Source organism: Streptomyces durocortorensis (genome assembly GCF_016901035.1).
GTDB lineage: Bacteria > Actinomycetota > Actinomycetes > Streptomycetales > Streptomycetaceae > Streptomyces > Streptomyces durocortorensis.
The window spans coordinates 1-24481 of record NZ_JAFEUF010000075.1 but is presented as its reverse complement, the minus strand read 5'-3'; the positions used below and the strand labels follow the sequence as shown (position 1 = coordinate 24481).

Genomic DNA, 24481 nt, shown 5'->3' with positions numbered 1-24481 from the left:
GAAGACCGCCGATGGCGCTGAAGGACTATTCGGACGAGTTCAAGGCCGATGCTGTGGCCCTGTACGAGTCCACACCCGGGGCGACGTACAAGAGCATCGCCGCTGACCTGGGCATCAACCGGGCGACCCTGCGCGAGTGGGTGCTGCGGGACCGCGAACGCCGTGGCGTCACCGCTGCGGGTGCGAAGACGGCCGCCGTCCACCGGGCGGCGGTGCCGTCCGCTGATCCGGACGAGGGTCCGGCAGCTGGAGGCCCGGGTGGCCGAGCTTGAGGCCAGTGAGCGCAAGCTCGCCATCGAGCGGGACATCCTGCGCAAGGCGGCCAAGTATTTCGCCGGAGAGACGAACTGGTGACCAGCCGCTTCCAGTTCGTTGACGACCACCGGGCCACCTATGAAGTGAAGCGGCTCTGCCAGGTCCTGGACGTGAACCGGTCGAGCTACTACAAGTGGCTCGCCGGCGCCGAGGCCCGGGCCGGCCGGACGCGGGAGGACCGGGTCCTGGCCGAGGAGATCCGCCGGGTCCACGGCGAGTCCGGCGGCGCCTACGGCTCCCCGCGCGTGACCGCGGAGCTCCGCGAGAAGGGACACGTGGTCAACGAGAAGCGGGTCGCACGGATCATGCGAACGTTCTCCATCACGGGTATCCGCCTGCGCAAACGCGTCCGCACGACCGTCCCCGCCCCGGCATCCGGGCAGGTCACGGACCTGTTCGGCCGGGACTTCACCGCCACCGATCCCGGCCGAAAGCTCATGGGCGACATCACGTATCTCCCGCTCCAGGGCGGAAAGTTCCTCTATCTCGCGACGGTACTCGACTGCTTCAGCCGCAAGGTCGTCGGCTGGTCCATCGCCGACCACATGCGCACTGATCTGGTCGCCGACGCACTGCGGATGGCCGCCGGAACCCGCGGCTCGCTGGACGGAGCGGTGTTCCACTCCGATCACGGAGCCCAGTACGGATCCAGGGCCTACGCCGACCTCTGCGACCAGCTCAAGGTCACCCGGTCGATGGGCGCGGTCGGCACCAGCGCCGACAACGCCGCCTGCGAAAGCTTCCACGCCTCCCTGAAACGCGAGACCCTCCAGGGCACCCACGACTACGGCGACGCCACCACCTGCAGAAGAACGGTCTTCGCCTGGCTAACCCGCTACAACACCCGCCGCCGGCACTCCACCAACGGCCACCTCAGCCCCGACGCCTACGAACGCCGACACCACACCGCTAAACTCACGCTCGCCGCGTGATCAATAACCGCGTGCCCACCTTCATGGGGGAAGGCCCGGTCCATGACTGCACGCGCCCTTTCCTCCTGGTATTCCGCACGGTTGTAAGCGTCAAGGTAGGCGACCTGTCCGCGATGGGAGGACAGCAGCTCCGGTTCTCGGGCGACGTGTCGTGCGATCACTGAGCACGCCAGCTCCGGTTCGGACTTCAGAAGGGACGCCACCAGGTCGCGTGCCTGGAGGGCAGCCCGGTGAGTCACCAAGGGCCGATCGGACAACGCGAGAACGGCAAGGTGATGGAGGAGTGTCGCCGTTAGTGGCAGCGAGTCATCAATCAGATGTCTCATGCTTCGACGCAGCCGACGATCGAGCGCATCGGGGGCTTCCGCCCACGCGGCAAGAAGACGGGCCCGTGACGCCACCCCCGAGCCGGGACGCAGCTGTTCGGCTGATACCCCGAGCGTTCGACGGTAGATGTCCTCGTCGGTATGGCCGGCGTGATCAGACCAGGCGGCAGCCTCCAGAGCTCGCCCGGCTGCCTGGGCCGCGAGAGCGTACCTCCGTACTGCAGACCAAGCGGACTCCGCCCAGCCCTGTTCCAAACAGGCGAACAGCGCGTGGACCTCGCTCCGATTAGCTCGTGCCAGATCAGTCGCCAAACGTCGCTCGGCAGCGCTGGTCCGGGACGGACGGAACCAGGACACTTCCTCCGCGGCGGCACTCATGGCGACAACCGACGCGCGAAGACACCGCAACAGCTCCGGGAGCTGTTTCCCGACGGCCCGGCCAGAAGCGGTCCGTAAGCGCAGGATCTCCGCGGCGATCTCGTCGGTCTCCTGCTGAAGCCCGGGTAGGTCGGCGTCCCTCAACACGGACTTCCACTGAGCGCGGGTCACTGGCACGAAGGCGACGTCCTGCTGGCCTGTGATCTTCTCAGGAGGCGCGGAGAGATTCAGCTTTCGGACCACCGCTGGCGCCGCGGCACTGGACTCTCGGCCGACTGCGCCCAGTTGGTCGGGCAGGGATACGTCCATCACCACAGGATGGCACCAGTGGCCTGCCCGAAGCCCGTCGTCTCACCGTATTCACCCGTGCCTGCGGACGCTGACAGTGCGGGCGTGGTGACTTCCCTCTGTAATCGGCAGGTCTGTGTGCGAGGGGCGAGGACTTGGTGCGACGCAGGCCGCCACGGGACGGATCGGCTATCAGGTGATGCCTCGCTGAGCAGGGAATAGCCGTCTACCCCCCGCTACCACGACAAGGCAGCTGCACCAAATCGCTGATTCTCCGGATTCTGATCCCGCGCGCCAGCATTTTGGCCGTGCGGCTTCGCCGCGTGGTAGGCGAATGAACGGAAAATCCGCTACTTCAGCGGTGATCACCCAGGAGGCACGCGATGTGTAACCAGTCCAAGCCTGCCGTCGAGGCTGCCTTCCTGAACGTCCAGGGCGCCGCGAAGTACATGGGCATCTCGGTGAACACTCTCTACGTCTGGCGCCATCGCCGGCAGGGGCCGCCCAGCTTCCGGATGGGGCCCGGAGGGCGGGTGATGTACCGCCGAGACCTGCTCGATGCGTGGCTCAACGACCAGCAGCAGGCGGACTCGCGGTCTAATCCGGCTCTCAACCCCCTGAACGCAGCGCCGCAGCAGCGCGAGCGGCGCCGTGCTGCTTGACCTGGAGAAACGGTTCCGAGGAGATCAGCAGTATCCGGAATTTCATGCACGCGGAGATCGTCTGTGTGTCTGATCGCGACGCGACTCGCGCCGCGCGAACCGTGACCAGGCCAAGGAGAAGGTGTGCATGGCGGGCTACATCGAGGATCGGTGGCTCAAGAAGCGGCCGAACAAGGAGACGGGCAAGCGCGAACGCACAGGACTGTGGGGCAAGTGCACGCGGTACCGCGTCAAGGGGATACCGGGCGTCCGGGACCGTTCGTTTGACACGGTCACGGATGCCAAGTCCTGGCTGGCCGAGACGCAGACCGACGCACGACGAGGGGATTTCGTCGACGCGCGCGACGGTGCGATCAGCCTTCGTGAATATGTCGAGAAGTGCTGGTGGCCGTCCCAGGTGCATCCCGCTCAGACGCTGGAAAGCATGCGGCACCGGATTTGGGGGCACGTGCTGCCGCAGCTCGGAGAGCTGGCGCTCAAGGACATCGGCGTCGCGGAGCTGCGTAGGTGGTCGGCCGATGTACAGCGGTCGCTGGCATCAAGCACGGCGTACGTCGCATGGGTGTACCTCAAGGCGATCATGCAGGCTGCGGTCGAGGACAAGCGTCTGTTCCGTAACCCGTGCAAGGGCAGCAGCTCGATCAAGCCGCCGAAGAAGCCGGAACGCAAGGCTCGCGCCTGGCAGCAGGATCGCGTTGATGCCGTACGCGAGGCGCTGGCCGACCGGTACCAGATCGCACTTGACCTCGGGGTCGGGTGTGGGCTCCGACAGGGTGAGGCGTTCGGGTTCAGCCCAGGCGACGTTCGTGGTGACTCGGTGCACATAGAGCGGCAGATTCTCATGCATAAGTCGCAGCTCTACTTCGGTCCGCCCAAGGGCGGCAAAGAGCGCGACGCGCCCCTGCCGAAGGTTCTCGCGAAGCGGCTCCTCACGCACCAGGAGCGCTTCGAGTCGATCGACGTGACACTGGCTGGATCCTGAGGAGCCCGACCTCGCACGCGGGGACCGGCGCAAGGTGACCGTCCCGCTGCTGGTCTACACCGGGCGTTGCGGTGCGATCAACCGCACCACCTGGAACACCAAGGCGTGGAAGCCCGCGCTCGCCGGCGCCGGAGTCATCCCGCCGCTGCCCAAGCAGCAGCCCGGCGAGAAGCCGTCGCGAGTCTGGGAACCCAGCCGCGAGCACGGCTTTCACGTCCTTCGTCATACATATGCTTCGGTGATGCTCGAAGCCGGAGAGTCGATCGTGTCGCTCGCGAAGTGGCTGGGGCACTCCGATCCGGCGTTCACACTCCGGACCTACACTCACTTCATGCCGCAGGTCGGCGCTCGTGGGCTGTCCGCGATCGAAGCGTGGTTCACGGATCTTGGCTGAAAGTCCCTGAGAAGTCCCAGAGGGCGAAAGAAGCCAGCCGGGTGCCGGTATATATGCAGGTCAGAGCGCGATCGCTCCGTGAGCAGGACAGAACCCGGCGTACAGCCCGACTCGTCTGCCGCCAAGGACCGCTGACCAGGGAAATTGCTGGTCAGGGGTCCGTTTTCGTAGATCCGGGGGTTTAGCCAGACCCTGGTCCGGTTCGAACCGGACCGGACGGCTACGTACGTAGCCACGTAGGTAGCCATGAGAACTGGAGCCAGAGCTGGACGACGGCGCGGCCGGACCTGGCACAAACGGTCTCTGCCAAGGCCGGTTCACCCATCACGACGAGGCCCTGATCACCCGTCACGGACGAGACGTGTGCTGGTGGACCTGGGCCGGCTTTCGAGCCGACACCACCCTCACCGCCTGGCTGACCGACGTGGTCGATCCACTTCAGAGGCCCGCAGACGCCTACGTACGTCTCCGCCACGACGTCACGGGGGAGGAGTGGGCGCAGACATGGCGGCTGCCTCGGGAGGAGGAGCTGCCGCAGGTTTCCGCGGCTGCGGTACGCGGGCTCAAGTCTCCGCCGCTCTCCCCGATGATCTCGCCACCCGTGTCCTCGCCGATCCACTCGCGGATACGGACGGGGCCCGTGCCGCGTTGTCCCGACAGGTGTGCTGGGAGACCGAACAGGCCTGAGAACAGCGCCGGGACGCACATATTGGCCCCGCTGACCGGATTGCGCCCTTTCGGCGCCCATCGCCCCAGCTCACCCTGGTCCCAGACTGCCGCGGGGCAATGTGGAGGGGCCACCATGTCCGGACCGCTGTACGTTCCCGTCCTGCCCGCACGCCCCCACACCGTGGCCGCGGTCAAGGACCTCGCCCCAGGGATCCGAGACCGGACGGCGCCCCTGCGGACGCTCCCAGCCATGACCGCCTAGGGCGCCGAGGAACTTCAACAGGCGGTGGACAAGGAACTCCGGCGGGTCGCGGCCGTACAGAAATACACGCCAGCATGGCTGGACGCCCCGCACGCAGACCTCGACGAGCGCGCCTACGCGGATCTGCTCCCCTCGTACTGGTCCCACACGGGGCTCCGCCCGGTCACCGACCCGGACCTTCCCGCAGCCCACCAGGCAGTGGCCGCAGCCAGCGCACGCGACGGCGGCAACGGCCTCGGCATACGCATACGGCTGCCCGGCGCCTGGAACGACGAACTCGCCGAACGCACCGCGGCTCTGCTCACCAGGACGGGGCCCGAGGTGCGGGTGGACCTTCTTCTCGACCTCCAGACGGTGCTCCCCAGCCGTCCCGACGCGGGTAAAGAAGCACTGCGCGCACTCGACGCGCTGGTCCCGCTCGCCTCCTGGCGCACGATCGCCACTCTGGCCGGTGGCTTCCCGGACGAAGTCGACGGGTTGCTCGACCGGGAGCGGGGCGAGGCCGACCGCGCGGACTGGGACACTTGGCACGAGATACGCGCGAGTGGGCGGTCGTATGCGGAGTTCGTTCGTTACGGCGACTACGGCACGCTCCCCGCCCGCAACCTCGGCAGAGCGGCGGATGACAGCGACCGGTCGCCGTTCGGACTGCTTCGATACACGACTGAACGTTCCTTTCTGCTCGCCCGGTTCTGGGCCGAGAAGCGGGGCGAAACCGGTGTCACACGGGAGGCGGCCCGCTGGATCACCGAGTTGTCGGACTTCCGGGGTGAGGGGGCGAGTACGGGCGACCACTGGTATCAGCAGTGCGCCTGGACCACGGGTTCCAAGGGCACGGGCAACGCCGGGACGTGGAACCAGGTCGGCAACGTCCAGCACATGATGTACGTTGTCTGCTGCCTGACCGGGGACGCTGATCGCCCCTGACGCCGAGAGGTCAGTGACTGCTCACCAGCGCCGCGCGCAGATCGTCCGTGAACGACTGCCAGGACGTGAGTTGCCTGACCGGACCGTCGCGATCCAGCATCTGCAGGAGCCGCGCGCGATTCGCCGAGAAGCGGGTCTGGAGCTTCTGCAGACCGCGCCCCTTTTCCCCGCTCGCAGTGGCGATCGCCTGTTTGAGCAGTGCCTTGGGGTCCGCCACCGATTCCGCCCGTGCCGGTTTCGGAAGGTCGAGTGCCATCCTGCCGTTGGGGTTGCCCGCCACTTCGCGGATCGCTGACTGGTCGAGCAGCAGCCATGCCTCCAGCATCCGAACGGGTATCGCCGGGACATGCGCCAGGCCGGGGCTCACCGCAGCCACCGCTTCCGCGATCTCGCTGCGGCGGTGGTCCGGGGGCTCGCGATCCGAATCACGGTGGATGACGACGAGGTCGTATGTCTGCCCGCTGTCGCTGAGCTGCTGGGCGGCTCGCAGTTTGCCTTCGACCCCGGGACCGGGCTTGTTCGCCAGGCGGTTCAGGTCGGGGACCGTCACCAGGATCTGCCTGCCCACGTCCCCTGCGATCCCCTCGATGTGGAAGCGCAGGCCCGTGTCGCTGGATCCCTCACACAGGTAGAGGGCGCGAATGGTCACGACGCGCTCTCCTGGAGAGTCAGGCGGGCCTCGGGCGGGGCGGTGAGGTACGCGAGGATGTCGGCCTTGGTGCCGTAGCCTTTTCCGGCGCCGCCGGCGCGCCATGTATCGGCCAGAGGACGTAGCCGTAGACCGCGCGCGGCCTTGCCGTCGGCCCCCGGGACGGTGGTCGTGTCGGCGATCAGCAGGTCCGCCGGATCGACGAGTTGTACGACGCCTGGTGAATGCGTATTGATCAGGACCTGCCGGAAGGGGTTGTCCTCGTCCACCGGCAGGGAGGGATCCACGGCCAGATCGCGCACCAGGTCCACCATCGCGGAGAGGTTGGCCGGATGGATGCCGTTCTCCGGCTCTTCCATGCAGAGCAGACCATGCACCTGCGGGTCCTCCAGCAGAACGCACAGGGCTAGGAAGCGCAGGGTCCCCTCCGACAGGCTGCGGGCCGGCAACACCAAGCCGTCGATCTCGTGGAGCTTAATCGTCAGCAGCTCACGGGTGTCGTCGGCCTCCACGTGCAGCGTCCTGACGTGCAGCCCCGACAGGTCCGAGAGGCGCCCTGCGACCCGCGAGTAGATCCGCTCCGGGTCGTCCGGAGACTTCTTCCACGCGATCCGGTCCAGGCTCCGCGGCAGGTGCAGGCCGTCGGGCTGCATCTCACTGGGGTCCGAAAAGCGATCGGGCGTGCGCAGTGCGGAAGGTTCGAGGGCCAGCCGTCGCCAGGACTGCATTTCCCGCCTGGCAGTCAGGATGGTCGGGTCGTCGTTGCGGTTGATCGTGGAGAGCATGGTCTGAGGTGCGCGGCTCGCGGGTGCCGGACGGGGCTGGCCTCGGCGGCTGCCGTCGGTATGGATGCTGACGACGGCGTCGCCCGTTTCGAGAGACGTGGAAATGTAGGGGGAGTTCGAGCGGCGACCGCGGACCACGGCGTTGCGGAAGTCCGCGGCGCGGTGCGGGAAGCGCAGATGTGACAGAGCCTCACTTGGTCTGATCCGGCTGAGATCCTCGTACCGCAGTGTCAGCCTGCCGCCCCGCTCCCCGCCCTGCGGCGGTTGGTATCCGAGGTGGACCTCGTAGCGGAGGAACGTGGACGTCGGCTCGGCCAGCCTGCCGAAGTCGTCCTCGGCCTCACCCGGGACGATCATCTCCGCGGCGAACTTCATCAAGTGCTCGCCGTCCGCATAACCGTTCCAGAACAGGTCGCGCGCGTCACCGTGCAACGTGCCATGGGTCCCGCGGACGGCCTGAGCCGCCTCGATCATGGAATGGTCGGTGAGCAGGCTCAGGAACTGGATCGCGTCGAAGACATTCGACTTTCCCGTGCCGTTCTCGCCCGCGATGCAGGTGAACGGGCCGAACTCGACCCTCAGATCCAGAAGGTTCTTGAATCCACTGACTTCGAGCCGTGTCAGCATGTGCCCCCTCGTCGGTCCAACCCTGGCGCGCCCTCGGAACACGTGGTGTCCGGCGGCGTTCAGGGCCGCCGGTGCGCACAGGAATGATAGGGCGTCAGACCGAGACGGGCCGCGCGCGTCCGGAGGTGACCGGCCACGGAACGGGGGCGGCGGCCGGCGAGCTGGCAGGATGTATCCGACGAGACAGTGGATCGTGGTCGTCGACGACGTACGGAGGAGAGGTCGCCGCTGTGTCTCCGACTGACGGAGCTGATACGGGGACGTCCTCCCTGGACAGGGCCGCGCTCGTCACGGGTGTGCGCAAACAGGTTCGAGCACTGGAGGCGGACCTCCGCGAGCGCAGCGACGACATCGACCGCTACCGCGACCGCCTACGAAGCACGTACGAAGACGTGTGGGCAACCGGTGGTACGACTGCCACGTACGGTGCTTGGCGGGACGAGCGCCTCACGCAGACCGCGGTGGCATGGGTGCTGGGCACGGTTTTCGTGCGCTTCTGCGAGGACAACGGACTCATCGACCGGGTCTTCATCGCAGGGCCGGGGTTGCGTTCGGCGGAGGCCGAGGAACGGCAGTACGCCCGTTGGGTCGAGGATCACGGGACCAATGACCAGGACTGGCTGGTGGAGGCGTTCACGCACCTGGCGCGGTCCCACGTAGCGCTCGCGCGTATCTTCGACAGGGCGCGCAATCCGTTGTGGGAGCTGTCACCGTCTCCCCGAGCCGCCGCCGAATTGATTGAGTTCTGGAGGCGGCGAGGCGAAGACGGGTCTCTTCTCGTCGACTTCACTCACCCCGGACTCGACACCGACTTCCTCGGTGACCTGTACCAGGACATCAGCGAGCCGTCGCGAAAGGCCTACGCGCTGGTCCGAACTCCGGATTTCATCGTGGACTTCGTCCTGGATCTCACCGCCGATCCGGCCATCGCGGAATTCGGGCCCCACGGTTTCCGTGGGATCGACCCGGCCTGTGGATCGGGGACGTTTCCCCTGGGCCTGTTCGAGCGCCTTCTGGCCGCCTGGCGGGCGGCGGAGCCCGGAACCCAGGATCACGAGCTGATCCGGCGGAGCCTGGACTCCGTCCACGGCTGTGACGTCAACCCGTTCGCCGTGAGCATCACGCGGTTCCGGCTGCTGATGGCCGCCGCGAGGGCCAGCGGCCGTAGGCCGCTGAGCGAGCTGCCGGAACATGTGATCTACGTGGCGGTGGGCGACGCCCTGCTCGCCGGGCGTGGTGCGCCCGGCGGATCGTCGCTGTTGCTTCCTGAGGAGGGGGAGGGCGGCGACGGAACGATGGAGGACATCGACGAGTTCTCCGCGTCGTGTGATCTCCTGGGCCGGAATTCCTACAACGCCGTGATTTCAGAGCCTCCCTCCGCTTCCGTGCGCGACAAGGTGAAAAACGCGGCATACCGGGCGGCCTATGACGTGGCCTCCGGAATGTTCCCGCTCCACGTCCTCTTCGCGGAGCGCATGTTCCAGCTGGCAGTGCGGAAAACCAGCAGGACTTCCGGCGGTTACGTCGGTCAGTACACCTCCAGTTCCTTCACGAGGCGTAACTTCGGCGCGAAGCTGATCGATGAGTTCTTTTCGCGCGTTGCGCTGACACATGTCATCGACACCTCCGGCGTCTACGCACCGGGCCATGGGACCCCGACTCTGATCCTGGTCGGCCGGAACGACCCGACCATGCGTGATTCCCCTGTTCGGTCGGTCCTTGGTGTGCGGGGTGAGCCGAAGCAGCCCACGGATCCGGCCGAGGGGATCGTGTGGAAGTCGATCCTCGACCAGATCGACCGTCCTGGCAGCACTTCGGAATGGGTGAGCGTGCAGGACGAACCCAGGCAGCGTTTCTCCCGCTTCCCGTGGACGCTGACGGGTGGCGGGGCCGGGGACCTCGTGGACGTGCTCTCGCGGTTTCCGCGACGATTGGCCGACGTCCTCTCCGGCTCGGTCGGAGTTGCCGCAGATCCTGGGCAGCGGGAAGTGTTCGCTCTCGGCCGGCCGTGGTTCGCCCGGCATCCGGACTCGGCCGGGCTCGGCCTGGGCATGGTCACGAGTGAGACCGTACGGGACTGGCGTGCGGAATCGTCGACGGAAGTGCTGGCCCCCTATGACGGGGACGGCTCACCGCTCCACCTGGACCTCGGAACCTCATGGGCACGCCACCTCTGGACGATGCGGCAGTTTCTCCGGTCGGCTCCCCGGGCACGAGAATCGGCCGGAGCAGGGCGTGAGGCGTGGTGGACCTGGAGGTACTGGTCTCCCGGTGCCCATCGGGGGCCGGCGATCACGTTCGCGTCTGTGGCCACGCACAATCGCTTCGCCCTGGAACACGGTGAAAGGGTGTTCAGCCGGACCGCGCCCATGGTGCGACTGTCGCCGGCCGCGGATGAGGGCGAGTACATCGCGCTGCTGGGGGTGCTCAACTCGTCCACGGTTTGCTTCTGGCTCAAGCAGACCGGCGCCGCGACCGCGTTCGAGGGACCGGGCATCTCCTCGCCCGGTGAGGAATGGGCACGCGCCTACCGTTTCAACACGGGTCCTCTGACACAGCTTCCGTTGCCGGCCGACGCTCCGATCGCCCGCGCGCGGGAACTGCATGCCTTGGCCCGGCTGCTTGATGTCCATGAGCCGAGCACCGTCTGCGCGCAGGAACATCCGCCCTCCCGAAGCGCCTTGGACGCGGCCTGGGCCGCACAACAAGAGACGCGTCGTCGGATGGTCGCCCTTCAGGAGGAACTGGACTGGGAGGTCTACGGCTCCTACGGACTGCTGTCCGACGATGAGCGGGCTCGCCTGACCACCCCCGCTGATGTTCCACCGCCTCCGCTGCGGCCGGGTGAGCGTGCCTTCGAAATCGTGCTGGCCCGCGGAATCGACGTCGGCGAGGATTCGGACTCGTGGTTCGTGAGGCACGCGGCAACACCGATCACCGAGATCCCGAAGCACTGGCCAGCTGCCTACAAGAAGGTCGTGCGGGCCAGAATTGAGGCCATCGAGTCCCGTCACCCGATCGCCGTCGTCGAGCGCCCGGAGTACAAGCGGCGGTGGCTGTCGGAGCCATGGGGACGGCGGGAGACTCAAGCGTTGCGTACCTGGCTGCTCGACCGCTGTGAGGACGAACGCCTCTGGTTCGAGCACAGGAACGGGGGCAGGCACCCGCGTCCCCGAACCATCGACCAGCTCGCAGGGGATCTCAGTGCCGATGCCGCGGTGTGTTCCGTGGCCGAGCTGTACGCGATCCGCATCCTGGGAAGGTGGGACGCGACATTCCGTGACGTGCTGGCGGCGATCCTGGCCGACGAGCATGCGCCCTACGTGTCGGCGCTGAGGTACAAGGAGTCGGGGCTGCGGAAACGCGCCCAGTGGGAGCAGGTGTGGCAGCTCCAGCGCAGCGAGGACAGAACGGGAGAGGCGCTGGGTATCCCCGTGCCGCCGAAGTTCAGCGCCGCCGACTTCAGGCATGCCTCCTACTGGTCGCTTCGAGGCAGCCTGGACATCCCCCGGGAACGCTTCGTCTCCTATCCCGGCGCGATTGCCGAGGGGGACGGTCTGCTGATCGGCTGGTCTGGCTGGAGTGATACGGACCGCGTTCGTGTGTTGCTGGATCTGGTCGGCATGCTCCAGGAGCAGGCTCACCCGCGTGTCCACGAGATCGCTCCCTTGCTTGCGGGCATCCAAGAACTGATCCCTTGGGTTCGCCAATGGGAGGCTTCGACCGAGTCAGAGCCGGACGTCGACCGTGCCGAGACATACCAGCGTGAGCTCGACGACCTGCGTACCGCATATGGGCTCAGCGCCCACGACTTGGCCTCTTGGCGGCCGCGGAAGGCCGCCTCAAGGGAAATTGAGCGATAGCGCGCGACTGCTCTCACACAGAACTCGCGGCCTGCGGTCGACGAGCTCTGGGTTCCGCGTCACACGAACAGGGACAGCCTGTAGGAGCACCCTCGAAGGTCGGCGACGAGTCCCGGACCGCTCCGGCGCGGGGGCGCCTCCTTACGTAGCCATCGAGGTAGCCACGGAAGCGCCCTCTCTAAACGTTTGTGCAGGTCATAGCGTTGCGGTGATCTCCCCGGCGTACAGCCCGACTCGTCTGCCGCCACCTGCGGCTTTGTCTTGGAAAGGGCCTCTGACCTGCATCGGAAGCCCTTTCCGGTCTTTCACGAGCTTGCCGCGTTAGGCGGCCAAAACTCCCTCGGAAGTCCCTCAGACAGAGCTGAAAGTCCCTGAAAAGTCCCAGGAGCGGAGAGGCGGGGGACGCCTCTGAGCTGGTACGTCTGCGAAGGGTGCCGGGGATGCGATCAGTTCAGAGCCAATTGATCGATGGTGCGCCAGCGATAGGCGCGGTCTTCGCGACGTAGTTCGACCAGTTCCAGGTGATCGACCGGGACGCCGACGCTGTCCATGTCGCGGAGCGGGCGGATCGCTTCCCGGACAACGCAGGCATCCGTGGGGCGGTTGCAGTACGCGATGCCGATGTGCGGCCGCAGCACCGCGGTCGGCTTCCGCAAAGGCAGCTGGCATTGCGCGGTGGTGGCGGACAGCTTGGAGTGGAGGTCGAGCACGGGAGTCCACGGGGCGATGCTGTAGCGGACCGCGCCGCGGGATGCGGTCATCGGTATGGCCTGGAGCCGGAACCTGCCTGTAGGTATCGCGGCTGTCGTGGCGAGCAGTGTGTCCAACTGTTCCAGCGAGACGTCGTCGGTGGTGCCGATCCGGCCGAGGGTCAGGTGCAGCCCGTCCGCGTCGATGGAGTCGAAGTTCAGGTTTCGGATCTTGTCTTGGCAGTGTCGAGCGTGCTCGGCGAGCGCCGAGTCGGCGGGGAAGCTGAGCATCCAGTAGTAGGCCCGCGTCGATGGAGTCCACCCAGCCCGGTCCCAGTGGTTACTCATCTCCTGCACCCGGTCGAAGGCCGCCCAGTCGTGTGCCGTGATGACCTCGGGGTCATCGACGCTCGGCGGCGGGGCGGTGGGAAACGCGCTGGGATCCTCAGTCAGCAGCACTCGGTGCCCTTCTCGTACGGCTATCGCTCAAGCGTGCCATCTTGGCAAAACTGGTCACCGCACGGGTTAACGGGGTGGTGTGCCAAGTGCGTAGCGCCTCGGCGTAATCCCTGACGACAGGTAGCTGGTGCCACGATGCTGCACGGGCGTGGAGTTCACCGGCTCGCTGGATGACCGATCGGATCGGCGGGCCACCCCCGGCTTCGAGAACCTGCCTGCCGAGCACCATGGCCTGCTCCACATCCGGCTGAGGCCTTGCGAGCAGAGCAGTGGCCACGTCCAGGCGGACCAAGGCCCGGCTCCAGTCGGAGTCGGACTGCTGCTCCAGTCGGAGTCGGACTGCTCTATTAGTTCGTCGACCTGCTCCGCGTACTCGATGACGTCCCGTGTGTTGCCGAGGGCGACATGGGCGGTAGCGGCGTTCGTCAGTGTGCGGGCGATGCTGTACGGGGCGAAAGAGATGCACGGTGTCAGCCCGCCCGGGAGCCGGTGGTAGCTCGTCTCGACGCGCTCCCGGGCAGGGTCGTCGCGGACGCTGTCGGCGGGCGCCTCGGTCAGCAGGTCGCCGACCCGGACGTGGGGGTCAGCCGGATGATCGAAGGAGCGCCGGTGCGCGTGGAGGTCCGGGCTGGAACTGGCCGTAGCGGTGTAGTGCGCTTGATGCGCGTGCGCGGCGAGGACTGAACTCTGAATCTCAGGAACGCCAGTGACACCCCCGGTGCGGACATTGCGAGGCCCCTTTGGCGAGCACTCTCCGTGAAGGCTGACGGATATTCAGATATCTCTGATGCATCGTCACCAATTTAAGATCATCTTGCACGTGCGTTGCACAAGGTGATGAAAAACAGCGATGGTCAATGAAGGGTCCCGCAAGTGCGTAACAGCAGGTCAGCAGGCATTTAGGAGTGTCGCGCCCCTCATCTTCTAGGGGCACGACACTCCGCCAATCAGATGTCCCGGAAGATCTCGATCTGCGCGCCCACCGAGTTCAGCCGCTCGGCCAGTTCCTCGTAACCCCGGTTGATGACATAGACGTTGCGGAGTACGGAGGTCCCCTCGGCTGCCATCATCGCCAGCAGCACGACCACGGCGGGCCGCAGGGCGGGCGGGCACATCATCTCTGCGGCGCGCCAGCGGGTGGGGCCTTCGACCAGGACCCGGTGCGGGTCGAGGAGTTGGAGGCGGCCGCCGAGGCGGTTGAGGTCGGTGAGGTAGATCGCGCGGTTGTCGTAGACCCAGTCGTGGATCAGGGTCTGGCCGTGCGCGGCGGCCGCGATCGCCGCGAAGAACGGGACGTTGTCGATGTTGAGGCCGGGGAACGGCATCGGGTGGATCTTGTCGATCGGGGCCTCCAGCTTGGAGGGCCGTACCGTCAGGTCCACCAGGCGGGTGCGGGCGTTGTCGGCCGCGTACTCCGGGGTGCGGTCGCAGTCGACGCCCATCTCCTCCAGGACCGCGAGCTCGATCTCCAGGAACTCGATCGGCACCCGGCGGATGGTGAGTTCGGACTCGGTCACCACCGCGGCGGCCAGCAGGCTCATCGCCTCGACCGGGTCCTCGGAGGGGGAGTAGTCCACGTCCACGTCGATCTGCGGGATCCCGTGGACGGTGAGCGTCGTCGTCCCGACCCCGTCCACCCGTACGCCCAGGGCCTCCAGGAAGAAGCACAGGTCCTGGACCATGTAGTTGGACGAGGCGTTGCGGATGACCGTCGTCCCGTCGTGGCGGGCGGCGGCCAGCAGGGCGTTCTCGGTCACCGTGTCGCCGCGCTCGGTCAGCACGATGGGCCGGTCCGGTGCGACGGTGCGGTCGACCTGCGCGTGGTACAGGCCTTCCGTGGCGGCGATCTCCAGGCCGAAGCGGCGCAGCGCGATCATGTGCGGCTCGATCGTGCGGGTGCCGAGGTCGCAGCCGCCCGCGTACGGCAGGGTGAACTGCTCCGTCCGGTGCAGCAGCGGGCCCAGGAACATGATGATCGAGCGGGTCCGGCGCGCGGCGTCGGCGTCGATCGCCTCCAGGTCCAGCTGCGCGGGCGGCACGATCTCCAGGTCCACGCCGTCGTTGACCCAGCGGGTGCGCACCCCGATGGAGTTCAGCACCTCCAGGAGCCGGAACACCTCCTCGATCCTGGCCACCCGGCGCAGGACCGTACGCCCCTTGTTGAGGAGCGAGGCGCACAGCAGCGCGACGCAGGCGTTCTTGCTCGTCTTGACGTCGATGGCCCCGGAGAGCCGGCGGCCGCCGACGACCCGCAGATGCATGGGCCCGGCGTAGCCGAGCGAAACGATCTCGCTGTCGAGGGCTTCACCGATGCGGGCGATCATCTCAAGGCTGATGTTCTGGTTGCCGCGCTCGATGCGGTTGACGGCGCTCTGGCTGGTGGCGAGCGCCTCGGCCAACTGCGTCTGTGTCCAGCCCCGGTGCTGGCGGGCGTCACGGATGAGCTTGCCGATACGTACGAGGTAGTCGTCTGACATGTCGGCAGGTTATCTCAGATATGAGATGAGGATGCTGTGGGGGTGTGCCGTTCGAGTGACGGGTGTGTACCGGCTCCGCTTGCGCCGGGTCTCCCCATCGTCGCCCGCGCGGGAGCGGAGGGCGCGGTCTGCGCGTCCGTACGGGGTGGGCCCCGGCTCGCCCCCGTGCTCAGCTTGCCCGGCCGTGCCGGCGGGCGGTGGCGCGCTTCCGGTGGATGAGCTTGATGGGGACCAGGGCCAGCCAGCACCACATGGCCGCGACGGGGGAGACGAGGTAGGCGACCGGCACGGTCGCGGCGAAGAGCGCGGCGGTCGAGGCCAGGTCCGCGGTGACCGCCCGGCCCACATCCCCGTGGGCGGCCTCCGTCGCATGCTCCGTCCGCTTCCGGCCGGCCAGGAACATCGCCAGCTCCAGCAGGTTCGTGACGGCGACCATGCCCGCGTACACGGCCACGGTCAGCGGGCGCGCGGCGTACTCGGAGAGCAGCGCCGTCGGGAACGGGACGAGGGCGATGGCGCCGAGCCACAGCAGCGCGAAGCGCAGAGCCACCCCCTCGAAGCGCGGGACAAGACGCACGATCAGCCGGTGGTCGCGCCAGAACCCGGCCAGGATCGTGAAACTCAGGGCGTACGCGCCGAGGTCCGGCACCGCCTGGCGCACGGCGTCGGTGAACTCATCCTTGTCCAGGCCCGGTTCGACATGGAGATCCAGGACCAGGAGAGTCATCGCGATGGCGAAGATCCCGTCTGCCAGGGTCGTCAGACGGTCCGCGCTCTTCTCATCGGCCTTCGTGTCGTCCTTCTCGGCGGTGGCTCGGGCATCGCTCATCCGCCTCAGGGTGCGGGGGCGGGGGAGCTCACCCCGTCATTACGCCGACGGCGGGCAAGCCGGACCGCCGGGCTCCGCCTCGTCCAGCACGGCGGCCACGGCCTCGATCTCGACGAGCTGATCGGTGTAGCCGAGCACGGTGACGCCCATCAGGGTGCTGGGCGCGTCGTGGTCGCCGAAGGAGTCCCGGACCACCTTCCAGGCGGCCACGAGATCCTCCTGCCGGGCCGATGCCACCAGGACCCGGGTGCTGATGACGTCCTCGACCGAAGCGCCCGCGTCGGCGAGCGCGGTCCGCAGGTTCTCCACGGCCTTCGCCGCCTGGCCGGCGTAGTCCCCGACCGCCACGGTGCCGCCGTGCTCGTCGAGCGGGCACGCACCGGCGAGGAAGATCAGCCGCGCCCCGGCGGGGGCCGTGGCCGCGTAGGCGTACTCGGCCACGTCGGAGAGGGTGCGGGAACGGATCAGCGAAACGACGCCGGTACGGGTCACGGTGGGAGCGTCTCCTGGGGATGGGATGGGATGCGGTGGGGGTAGGGCCTAAGCAGGGGCAGGGGGAGCTGGGGCCAGCCATCCTTCCAGCGCGCTTCGCCTTCCGCTCCTCCTTTAAAATCGGATGCTCGGCGAACGGCCGCGCCTCTACGGTGGTCCGATGACGTCGATCAGGCAGGTCCAGGTCACCTTCGACTGCGCGTCGCCCACGCGCGTGGCCCACTTCTGGTGCGAGGTGTTGGGGTACGTCGTACCGCCGCCGCCGGAGGGGTTCGCCACGTGGGGCGACCACGACCTCTCCCTGCCGCCGGAGAAGCGGGACGCGGGGTTCGTCTGCCAGGACCCCACGGGGGTGGGTCCGCGGATGTACTTCCAGCGCGTTCCCGAAGCCAAGGTCGTCAAGAACCGGGTGCACCTCTGCGTACGGGTCGGCACCGGGCTCGTGGGGGACGAGCGCCTCGCCGCGCTGGAGGCCGAGTGCGCGCGACTGCTGCCGCTCGGCGCGAAGCGCGTACGCCTGCTCCTCGCCGACGAGGAGAACGAGTCCTGCCTCGTGATGCAGGACATCGAGGGCAACGAGTTCTGCCTCGACTGAGCGGCCGGGCCGGGGGCCGCTTCGGTACCGTGGCTCGGCATGACCGACTCCGAGTTCGAGATCACGGCGGACCTGGTCCGCGGCCTGCTCCGGGAGCAGCATCCGGACCTCGCGGGGCTGGCCGTCAGCGAGGTCGCGGGCGGTTGGGACAACCAGCAGTGGCGCCTCGGTGACGAGTTGGCCGTCCGTATGCCGCGCACGGAGCGCGCCCCGGCGCTCCAGCGCAAGGAGTGCCGGTGGCTGCCCCTCCTGGGCCCCCGGCTGCCGCTCCCCGTCCCGCACCCGGTGCGGGTCGGGGAACCGTCCGCGCGCTTCCCGAAGCACTGGACGATCATGACGTGGGTTCCCGGTGAGCCGCTGGACCGCACCGCGATCAGCCGCGGCGGCCATGCGGCCGACACGCTGGCGGACTTCCTCAAGGCCCTCCACGTGGCGGCGCCCGCCGACGCGCCGGGCCCTTCGGACCGGGGCGCTCACCCGAGCACGTACACCGAGGGCTTCGACCACTTCTTCCGAGCTGTCGTCCCCGACGGCATCGCGGCGGAGGTCCGGGCCGTCTGGGACGACGCGGTCGCCGCCCCCGCCTGGGAGGGTCCGCCGGTGTGGGTGCACGGCGATCTGCACCCCGCGAACGTCGTCGTGTCGGACGGGACGCTCTCGGGCGTGATCGACTTCGGCGACCTGTTCGCCGGCGATCCGGCGTGGGACCTCGCGGCCGCGTGGGTGATCCTCCCCGAGGGCGCCGCCGCACGGTTCTTCGACGCGTACGCACGTGCGGACGGCGCGACCGTCCGGCGCGCCCGCGGACTGGCCGCGCTGAAAAGCCTCTTCCTCATGCTCATGGGGCAGAACGGAGACCGGGGGCTTCCCGGCGGCAAACCGGCCTGGGGGCCCGCGGGCCGGGCGGCGCTCGACCGCGTTCTCCGTACGGACGCGGGGTGATCGCGCTCCGCCCGCGTGCCGGCGGGGGTGCGAGCGGAATGCTCAGCCGGCGACGGGGAGCTGCCGGGCGAAGCGGCGGACGGCATCGCTGAAGGCGTCCGGGGCGTCGAAGTTCGCCAGATGTCCCGCCCGTGGGATCAACTCGACACGAGCATCCCGATGCGCGCGGGCGAAGTCGGCCTCGCCGGACCGGAAGACGGTGTCCTTCTCGCCGTTCAGGATCAGTACCGGCGCCGCCACATGACGCAGCGCGTCCGTGCCGAAGCGTCCCAGCACCTCGCCCCAGGCGGCGGGCAGGGTGTGGAAGGCGTAGCCGGCGCGGATGGTCGCCTCCACCACGTCCCGCGGATAGTGCCGCAGCAGCAGCCGGTCGTTCCACCGGGTCAGCCGGTCCGCCGGTATGCGGGGGACCAGGCCGGCGACCCACCGGTAGGGCGCGGCCCACCGGCCGCGGGTGGAGGCGCTGGCACCCGCGAGAACCAGCCCGCGCACCTGTTCCGGACGGCTCCGCGCGAACTCCAGCGACGCGTATCCACCGAGCGAGTGCCCGACCACCAGGGCCGGACCGCGGCCGAGGGAGTCCACCGCGGAGGCGATGACCTCCGTCGCGGCGCTCAGGCTCCAGGGCTGCGCCGAGCGCGCACCGTGGCCGGGCAGGTCGATGGCGGTCACCGGGAACTCCTGGCGGAGTGCGGTGAGTTGAGTGCTCCACTGCCCCGCGCTGAACCGTGTCCCGTGCACGAAGACGATGGGTGCTGCATCGGCTGTTGTCATCGGCCCCCCCCATGAGGCCCCCAGACTAGTGGCCGCGCGGTGCGTACATGATGACGGCCATGCCGGCGAGGCAGACCAGGGCCCCGATGACGTCGAAGCGGTCGGGGCGGTAGCCGTCGGCGACCATGCCCCAGGCGATCGACCCGGCGACGAAGATGCCGCCGTACGCGGCGAGGATGCGGCCGAAGTTGTCGTCGCTCTGGAGGGTGGCGACGACACCGTACAGACCGAGCGCGATGACGCCGGCGCCGATCCAGGCCCAGCCCTTGTGCTCGCGGATGCCCTGCCAGACCAGCCAGGCGCCCCCGATCTCGAACAGCGCGGCGACGACGAACAGGGCGATGGAACGGGCGACGAGCACGGTGGGGACTTTCTGGTGAGGGCGATACGGGACGGGGCGGGACGGGACGGGACGTGCGGTTTCGGGCAGGGTGAGACGGGCTGAGGCGAGCCGGGGGCGTCAGTGAGCGGAGCCGAAGAGGTCCGTGAGCAGCGCGCCGCCATCGGCAGGCGCCCGGACCTCCAGATGCAGACGCGGGCCGTCCAGGTGGAGACGGAAGTCGAAGAACGGGCAGCATTGCTGCTCCGCGGCTGCCAGTTCGGCGATACGGGCGGTCCGGTCGACGGGCAGGGTCAGCCGCAGCCCCTCCGGCACGGCGGCCGGGTCGGCGCCGTCGACGGCCTCGCGCCAGTGGGCGGTGCGCTCGTGGAGCCCCTCGCCGCTCAGCGAGCAGGCCACGGGCGCGTCGCGCCACCGCTCCGCCTCCTGCTCGTCGGCCCGCCGACCGGGCGTGAGGAGGACGTCGACCGGCTGTCCGCGACGGGCCCCGCCGGAGGCCGGGGCCGAGTTCGGGGCCGAGTTCGGGGCCGAGTTCGGGGTGGGGGCCGAGCCCGACCCCGGCCCCCCGGCCAGGAAGCCGCACTCCGGATCGCAGCGCCCGGCCCGGTCCGGCAGCGCGTCCAGATGCGCCAACGCGCCACGCAGCGAGGCCGTGAACGCCGCGAGCTCGGCGGCGCGGGTCTCGGCCTCGGTGAGCCGGGCGGCGATCCGGGGCCGCAGATCGGCCTTCACGTCCAGGCAGGCGCCGGCCTCCCACACCCCGACCAGCTCGCCGATCTCCTCCAGCGCAAGACCCAGGTGCTTCGCCGCGCCGATGAACGCCAGCCGTTCGACCGCGTCCTCGCCGTACACCCGGTATCCGGCGGGCGTCCGGTCGGCGGAGAGCAGTCCCGCGCTCTCGTAGAACCGCAGGGTCGTGGCCGGCACCCCGCTGCGCTCGGCGAGCTGGGAGATCCGCATGGAGGTCATGCCGCGACCGTAAACCTTCTACCTGACTGGAAGGTCAAGGCGTCGAGGCTCCGCGTCGGCATCCCGTGGCGGGGCGGGCCCCGGGGGGAGCCGCGAGCCACCACGCCGGTCACCTCCACAGGCCTGCGGTAGGTTGCCCGCCATGCCTGACCTCGGATCCGTGACCTGGCCGCCCCCACCCATCAAGACCGAGCGGCTCCTGCTCCGCGAGCCCGAGGCCCGGGACCGCGGAGCGCTCATCGAGCTGCTGGCCTCCCCGGAAGTGGGCGCCTTCCTCGGCGGCCCCCAGCCGCGTGACGAGCTCGAACGCGCGATACCCGAGGAGCCCCGACGCCGTTCCGGCCTCTTCGTCGTCGATCTCGACGGAGCGATGATCGGCCAGGTCACGCTCACCAAGGACACAGGGCACCTCCGCCAGGCTGCGGGGCGGGCCGAGCTCGGCTATCTGTTCCTGCCGCAGGCGTGGGGGTACGGCTACGCCGCCGAGGCCTGCGAAGCGGCGCTCGGCTGGTTCGCCGGCGCGCTGCCCGGCGAACCGGTGGTCCTCGCCACCCAGACCGCCAACGTCCGCTCGATGCGCCTCGCGGCGAAGCTGGGGTTCACCGAGGCCGAACGGTTCGAGGAGTGGGGAGCCGAGCAGTGGATGGGTGTGCGGCCTCCGGGATGACGGCGGTCACAGGGCACCTGGGCATGACCGGGCGGCGGCTATGTACTAGAGTTATCTCGACATCGAGATATCTGCCGAGGCGCACCACAGCCGCCGCCCGGTAAGGGTTACCTAACTAAGCCTTACCTTAGCGGATGGCCGGAGCCGTAGGTGGCAAAACGCGGCGCCGGCTGCCAATGAGGCGCGGCGCGGTAGACGCGCACATTGAAGAAGGAGACTGTCGTGTCGGCGAACAGCTTCGACGCCCGCAGCACGCTGCGCGTGGGCGACGAGTCGTACGAGATCTTCAAGCTGGACAAGGTAGAGGGCTCCGCGCGCCTCCCGTACAGCCTGAAGGTCCTGCTGGAGAACCTGCTCCGTACCGAGGACGGCGCGAACATCACCGCCGACCACATCCGGGCCATCGGCGGCTGGGACTCCCAGGCGCAGCCCAGCCAGGAGATCCAGTTCACGCCGGCCCGCGTGATCATGCAGGACTTCACCGGCGTGCCCTGTGTCGTGGACCTCGCCACCATGCGTGAGGCCGTCAAGGAGCTCGGCGGCGACCCGGCGAAGATCAACCCGCTGGCCCCGGCCGAGCTGGTCATCGACCACTCCGTCATCGCCGACAAGTTCGGCACGAAGGAGGCCTTCGGCCAGAACGTCGAGCTGGAGTACGGCCGCAACAAGGAGCGCTACCAGTTCCTGCGCTGGGGCCAGACCGCCTTCGACGAGTTCAAGGTCGTCCCCCCGGGCACCGGCATCGTCCACCAGGTGAACATCGAGCACCTGGCCCGTACGGTCATGGTCCGGGGTGGCCAGGCGTACCCCGACACCCTCGTCGGCACCGACTCGCACACCACCATGGTCAACGGCCTCGGTGTGCTCGGCTGGGGCGTCGGCGGCATCGAGGCCGAGGCCGCGATGCTCGGCCAGCCGGTCTCCATGCTCATCCCGCGCGTCGTCGGCTTCAAGCTGACCGGTGAGCTGAAGCCCGGCACCACCGCCACCGACCTCGTGCTGACCATCACCGAGATGCTCCGCAAGCACGGCGTCGTCGGCAAGTTCGTCGAGTTCTACGGTGAGGGCGTCGCCGCCACCTCGCTCGCCAACCGCGCCACCATCGGCAACATGTCGCCGGAGTTCGGCTCCACCGCCGCGATCTTCCCGATCGACGACGAGACCCTGAACTACCTGCGCCTGACCGGCCGCGACGCCCAGCAGGTCGCCCTCGTCGAGGCGTACGCCAAGGAGCAGGGCCTCTGGCTGGACCCGAAGGCCGAGCCCGACTTCTCCGAGAAGCTGGAGCTCGACCTCGCCACGGTCGTCCCCTCCATCGCAGGCCCGAAGCGCCCGCAGGACCGCATCGTCCTCGCCAACGCCGCGCAGCAGTTCGCCCAGGACGTCCGCAACTACGTCTCGGACGACGAGGAGGCGGGCAAGGAGTCCTTCCCGGCCTCCGACTCCCCGGCCGCCTCCAACGGCGTCCCGACGAAGCCGACCACCGTGACGGCCCCCGACGGCTCGACGTACGAGATCGACCACGGCGCCGTCACCGTCGCCGCGATCACCTCCTGCACCAACACCTCGAACCCGTACGTCATGGTCGCCGCCGCGCTCGTGGCGAAGAAGGCCGTCGAGAAGGGCCTGACCCGCAAGCCGTGGGTCAAGACCACCCTCGCCCCGGGCTCGAAGGTCGTCACCGACTACTTCGACAAGGCGGGTCTGACCCCGTACCTCGACAAGGTCGGCTTCAACCTCGTCGGCTACGGCTGCACCACCTGCATCGGCAACTCCGGCCCGCTGCCGGAGGAGGTCTCCAAGGCCGTCAACGACAACGACCTCGCGGTCACGTCGGTCCTCTCCGGCAACCGCAACTTCGAGGGCCGCATCAACCCCGACGTCAAGATGAACTACCTGGCGTCCCCGCCGCTGGTCGTCGCGTACGCCATCGCCGGTTCGATGAAGGTCGACATCACCAAGGACGCCCTGGGCACCGACCAGGACGGCAAGCCGGTCTTCCTGGCCGACATCTGGCCCTCCGAGGCCGAGGTCAACGACGTCGTGGCGAACGCCATCGGCGAGGACATGTTCAACAAGTCCTACCAGGACGTCTTCGCGGGCGACGCGCAGTGGCAGGCGCTGTCGATCCCGACCGGCAACACCTTCGAGTGGGACTCCGAGTCCACCTACGTGCGCAAGCCCCCGTACTTCGAGGGCATGACGATGGAGACGACCCCGGTCGAGGACATCACCGGCGCCCGCGTCCTCGCCAAGCTCGGCGACTCGGTCACCACCGACCACATCTCCCCGGCCGGCGCCATCAAGGCCGACACCCCGGCCGGCAAGTACCTCACGGAGCACGGCATCGAGCGCCGTGACTTCAACTCCTACGGCTCGCGCCGTGGTAACCACGAGGTCATGATCCGCGGCACGTTCGCCAACATCCGCCTGCGCAACCAGATCGCGCCGGGCACCGAGGGCGGCTACACCCGCGACTTCACCCAGGCCGACGGACCGGTGTCGTTCATCTACGACGCCTCGCAGAACTACCAGGCCGCCGGCACCCCGCTCGCGATCCTCGCGGGCAAGGAGTACGGCTCCGGCTCGTCCCGCGACTGGGCCGCCAAGGGCACCGCGCTCCTCGGCGTCAAGGCCGTCATCGCCGAGTCCTACGAGCGCATCCACCGCTCGAACCTCATCGGCATGGGCGTCCTCCCGCTCCAGTTCCCCGAGGGCCAGAACGCCGAGACCCTCGGTCTCACCGGCGAGGAGGCCTTCTCCTTCACCGGCGTCACGGAGCTGAACAACGGCACCACCCCCCGTACGGTCAAGGTCACCACCGACACCGGTGTGGAGTTCGACGCGGTCGTCCGCATCGACACCCCCGGCGAGGCCGACTACTACCGCAACGGCGGCATCCTGCAGTACGTGCTGCGCAGCCTGATCCGCAGCTAGTTCAGTTCGGCCCGCGGCTGACCAGTCCGACCTGCGGCTGATCAGCCGGCGGCACCCCCCACAGGAGGCCCCCCCCCCGTCAGCCCCCCCGTAGGCCGAATACGGGGAAATCAGGGGAAGGCGCCACACCCCCCACAACCCCCAACAGCCCCCCGCAGGCGCGGCGTCGGCGGATAAACACCCCCACCCCCGACCGGTTGGACACCCCGGTGGGCCCCCCGGGGGGGGAGGTGGGCGGGCCGCGCGGCGCCC

At 68.6% G+C, this 24481-nt stretch carries 18 protein-coding genes and 2 pseudogenes; 10 read left to right on the top strand and 10 right to left on the bottom strand.

Going from position 1 to position 24481, the window contains the following annotated elements:
• Positions 1 to 11: 11 nt before the first annotated feature.
• Positions 12 to 1247: pseudogene (locus JS521_RS16625) on the top strand (IS3 family transposase).
• Here the strand turns inward: JS521_RS16625 and JS521_RS16620 are convergent.
• Complete coding sequence (locus JS521_RS16620) at positions 1202 to 2260, bottom strand: hypothetical protein (protein WP_205083770.1); 1059 nt, start codon at positions 2258 to 2260, stop codon at positions 1202 to 1204. The pseudogene JS521_RS16625 and the gene JS521_RS16620 overlap by 46 nt on opposite strands.
• A 362-nt stretch (positions 2261 to 2622) precedes the next feature.
• Between JS521_RS16620 and JS521_RS16615 the strand changes: the two genes are divergently transcribed.
• The 4 genes and pseudogenes from JS521_RS16615 to JS521_RS16605 all read left to right on the top strand — a co-directional run.
• Positions 2623 to 2901, top strand: coding sequence for a helix-turn-helix domain-containing protein (locus JS521_RS16615; RefSeq protein WP_205083769.1), 279 nt, complete (start codon positions 2623 to 2625; stop codon positions 2899 to 2901).
• 127 nt (positions 2902 to 3028) lie between these two features.
• Positions 3029 to 3883, top strand: coding sequence for a site-specific integrase (locus JS521_RS16610; RefSeq protein ID WP_239487376.1), 855 nt, complete (start codon positions 3029 to 3031; stop codon positions 3881 to 3883).
• A 34-nt stretch (positions 3884 to 3917) separates the two neighbouring features.
• Complete coding sequence (locus tag JS521_RS36690; protein WP_307847895.1) at positions 3918 to 4277, top strand: tyrosine-type recombinase/integrase; 360 nt, start codon at positions 3918 to 3920, stop codon at positions 4275 to 4277.
• Between the two features lie 952 nt (positions 4278 to 5229).
• Positions 5230 to 6135, top strand: a pseudogene (locus JS521_RS16605) (beta family protein); the annotation flags it as partial.
• A 10-nt stretch (positions 6136 to 6145) separates the two neighbouring features.
• Here the strand turns inward: JS521_RS16605 and JS521_RS16600 are convergent.
• Entirely contained in the window at positions 6146 to 6784 is a 639-nt protein-coding gene (locus tag JS521_RS16600; protein WP_093798496.1) for a hypothetical protein, read from the bottom strand.
• The gene (locus JS521_RS16595; RefSeq protein ID WP_093798495.1) at positions 6781 to 8196 is read right to left on the bottom strand and encodes an AAA family ATPase; all 1416 of its coding nucleotides are present in this window, start codon (positions 8194 to 8196) and stop codon (positions 6781 to 6783) included. The genes JS521_RS16600 and JS521_RS16595 overlap by 4 nt, the downstream gene beginning before the upstream one ends.
• 296 nt (positions 8197 to 8492) lie before the next feature.
• Between JS521_RS16595 and pglX the strand changes: the two genes are divergently transcribed.
• Positions 8493 to 12059 (top strand): BREX-2 system adenine-specific DNA-methyltransferase PglX, encoded by a 3567-nt coding sequence (gene pglX, locus JS521_RS16590; protein WP_307847893.1) that lies wholly within the window; start codon positions 8493 to 8495, stop codon positions 12057 to 12059.
• A 446-nt stretch (positions 12060 to 12505) separates the two neighbouring features.
• On the opposite strand, the gene JS521_RS16585 is transcribed toward pglX, so the two are convergent.
• From JS521_RS16585 to JS521_RS16570, 4 genes are all read right to left on the bottom strand, one after another.
• On the bottom strand, positions 12506 to 13207 hold the full coding sequence (locus tag JS521_RS16585) for a 2'-5' RNA ligase family protein (protein ID WP_205083766.1): 702 nt from the start codon (positions 13205 to 13207) through the stop codon (positions 12506 to 12508).
• A gap of 947 nt (positions 13208 to 14154) precedes the next feature.
• A complete protein-coding gene (locus JS521_RS16580) occupies positions 14155 to 15684 on the bottom strand; it encodes a helix-turn-helix domain-containing protein (protein ID WP_205083765.1) in 1530 nt (509 codons plus the stop codon).
• A gap of 169 nt (positions 15685 to 15853) precedes the next feature.
• Positions 15854 to 16513 carry a TMEM175 family protein gene (locus JS521_RS16575; protein WP_205083764.1) on the bottom strand — a complete coding sequence of 220 codons (660 nt, stop codon included), beginning with the start codon at positions 16511 to 16513 and terminating at the stop codon, positions 15854 to 15856.
• 39 nt (positions 16514 to 16552) lie between these two features.
• Positions 16553 to 17005, bottom strand: coding sequence for a RidA family protein (locus JS521_RS16570; protein WP_205083763.1), 453 nt, complete (start codon positions 17003 to 17005; stop codon positions 16553 to 16555).
• A gap of 160 nt (positions 17006 to 17165) precedes the next feature.
• On the opposite strand from JS521_RS16570, the gene JS521_RS16565 reads away from it, so the two are divergent.
• Together JS521_RS16565 and JS521_RS16560 are read left to right on the top strand one after the other, a co-directional pair.
• A complete protein-coding gene (locus JS521_RS16565; protein ID WP_205083762.1) occupies positions 17166 to 17600 on the top strand; it encodes a VOC family protein in 435 nt (144 codons plus the stop codon).
• Positions 17601 to 17639: 39 nt separating this feature from the next.
• A complete protein-coding gene (locus JS521_RS16560) occupies positions 17640 to 18542 on the top strand; it encodes an aminoglycoside phosphotransferase family protein (protein ID WP_205083761.1) in 903 nt (300 codons plus the stop codon).
• A 42-nt stretch (positions 18543 to 18584) separates the two neighbouring features.
• Here the strand turns inward: JS521_RS16560 and JS521_RS16555 are convergent, their stop codons facing one another.
• The 3 genes from JS521_RS16555 to JS521_RS16545 form a co-directional block, all read right to left on the bottom strand.
• On the bottom strand, positions 18585 to 19316 hold the full coding sequence (locus tag JS521_RS16555) for an alpha/beta fold hydrolase (RefSeq protein WP_205083760.1): 732 nt from the start codon (positions 19314 to 19316) through the stop codon (positions 18585 to 18587).
• 25 nt (positions 19317 to 19341) lie between these two features.
• Complete coding sequence (locus JS521_RS16550) at positions 19342 to 19677, bottom strand: YnfA family protein (protein WP_205083759.1); 336 nt, start codon at positions 19675 to 19677, stop codon at positions 19342 to 19344.
• Positions 19678 to 19776: 99 nt separating this feature from the next.
• Positions 19777 to 20625, bottom strand: coding sequence for a MerR family transcriptional regulator (locus JS521_RS16545; protein WP_205083758.1), 849 nt, complete (start codon positions 20623 to 20625; stop codon positions 19777 to 19779).
• A 142-nt stretch (positions 20626 to 20767) separates the two neighbouring features.
• Here JS521_RS16545 and JS521_RS16540 point away from each other — a divergent pair, with 142 nt between their 5' ends.
• Both JS521_RS16540 and acnA read left to right on the top strand, forming a co-directional pair.
• A complete protein-coding gene (locus JS521_RS16540; RefSeq protein ID WP_205083757.1) occupies positions 20768 to 21292 on the top strand; it encodes a GNAT family N-acetyltransferase in 525 nt (174 codons plus the stop codon).
• 222 nt (positions 21293 to 21514) lie between these two features.
• Entirely contained in the window at positions 21515 to 24229 is a 2715-nt protein-coding gene (acnA, locus tag JS521_RS16535; protein ID WP_205083756.1) for an aconitate hydratase AcnA, read from the top strand.
• Positions 24230 to 24481 lie beyond the last annotated feature (252 nt).

Excerpts from the sequence above, each read along its gene's own strand:
- JS521_RS16620 (WP_205083770.1), bottom strand. The coding sequence starts at position 2,260 with ATGGACGTATCCCTGCCCGACCAACTGGGCGCAGTCGGCCGAGAGTCC.
- JS521_RS16615 (WP_205083769.1), top strand. The coding sequence starts at position 2,623 with ATGTGTAACCAGTCCAAGCCTGCCGTCGAGGCTGCCTTCCTGAACGTC.
- JS521_RS16610 (WP_239487376.1), top strand. The coding sequence starts at position 3,029 with ATGGCGGGCTACATCGAGGATCGGTGGCTCAAGAAGCGGCCGAACAAG.
- JS521_RS16595 (WP_093798495.1), bottom strand. The coding sequence starts at position 8,196 with ATGCTGACACGGCTCGAAGTCAGTGGATTCAAGAACCTTCTGGATCTG.
- JS521_RS16580 (WP_205083765.1), bottom strand. The coding sequence starts at position 15,684 with ATGTCAGACGACTACCTCGTACGTATCGGCAAGCTCATCCGTGACGCC.
- JS521_RS16575 (WP_205083764.1), bottom strand. The coding sequence starts at position 16,513 with ATGAGCGATGCCCGAGCCACCGCCGAGAAGGACGACACGAAGGCCGAT.
- JS521_RS16565 (WP_205083762.1), top strand. The coding sequence starts at position 17,166 with ATGACGTCGATCAGGCAGGTCCAGGTCACCTTCGACTGCGCGTCGCCC.
- JS521_RS16560 (WP_205083761.1), top strand. The coding sequence starts at position 17,640 with ATGACCGACTCCGAGTTCGAGATCACGGCGGACCTGGTCCGCGGCCTG.
- JS521_RS16555 (WP_205083760.1), bottom strand. The coding sequence starts at position 19,316 with ATGACAACAGCCGATGCAGCACCCATCGTCTTCGTGCACGGGACACGG.
- JS521_RS16545 (WP_205083758.1), bottom strand. The coding sequence starts at position 20,625 with ATGACCTCCATGCGGATCTCCCAGCTCGCCGAGCGCAGCGGGGTGCCG.
- JS521_RS16540 (WP_205083757.1), top strand. The coding sequence starts at position 20,768 with ATGCCTGACCTCGGATCCGTGACCTGGCCGCCCCCACCCATCAAGACC.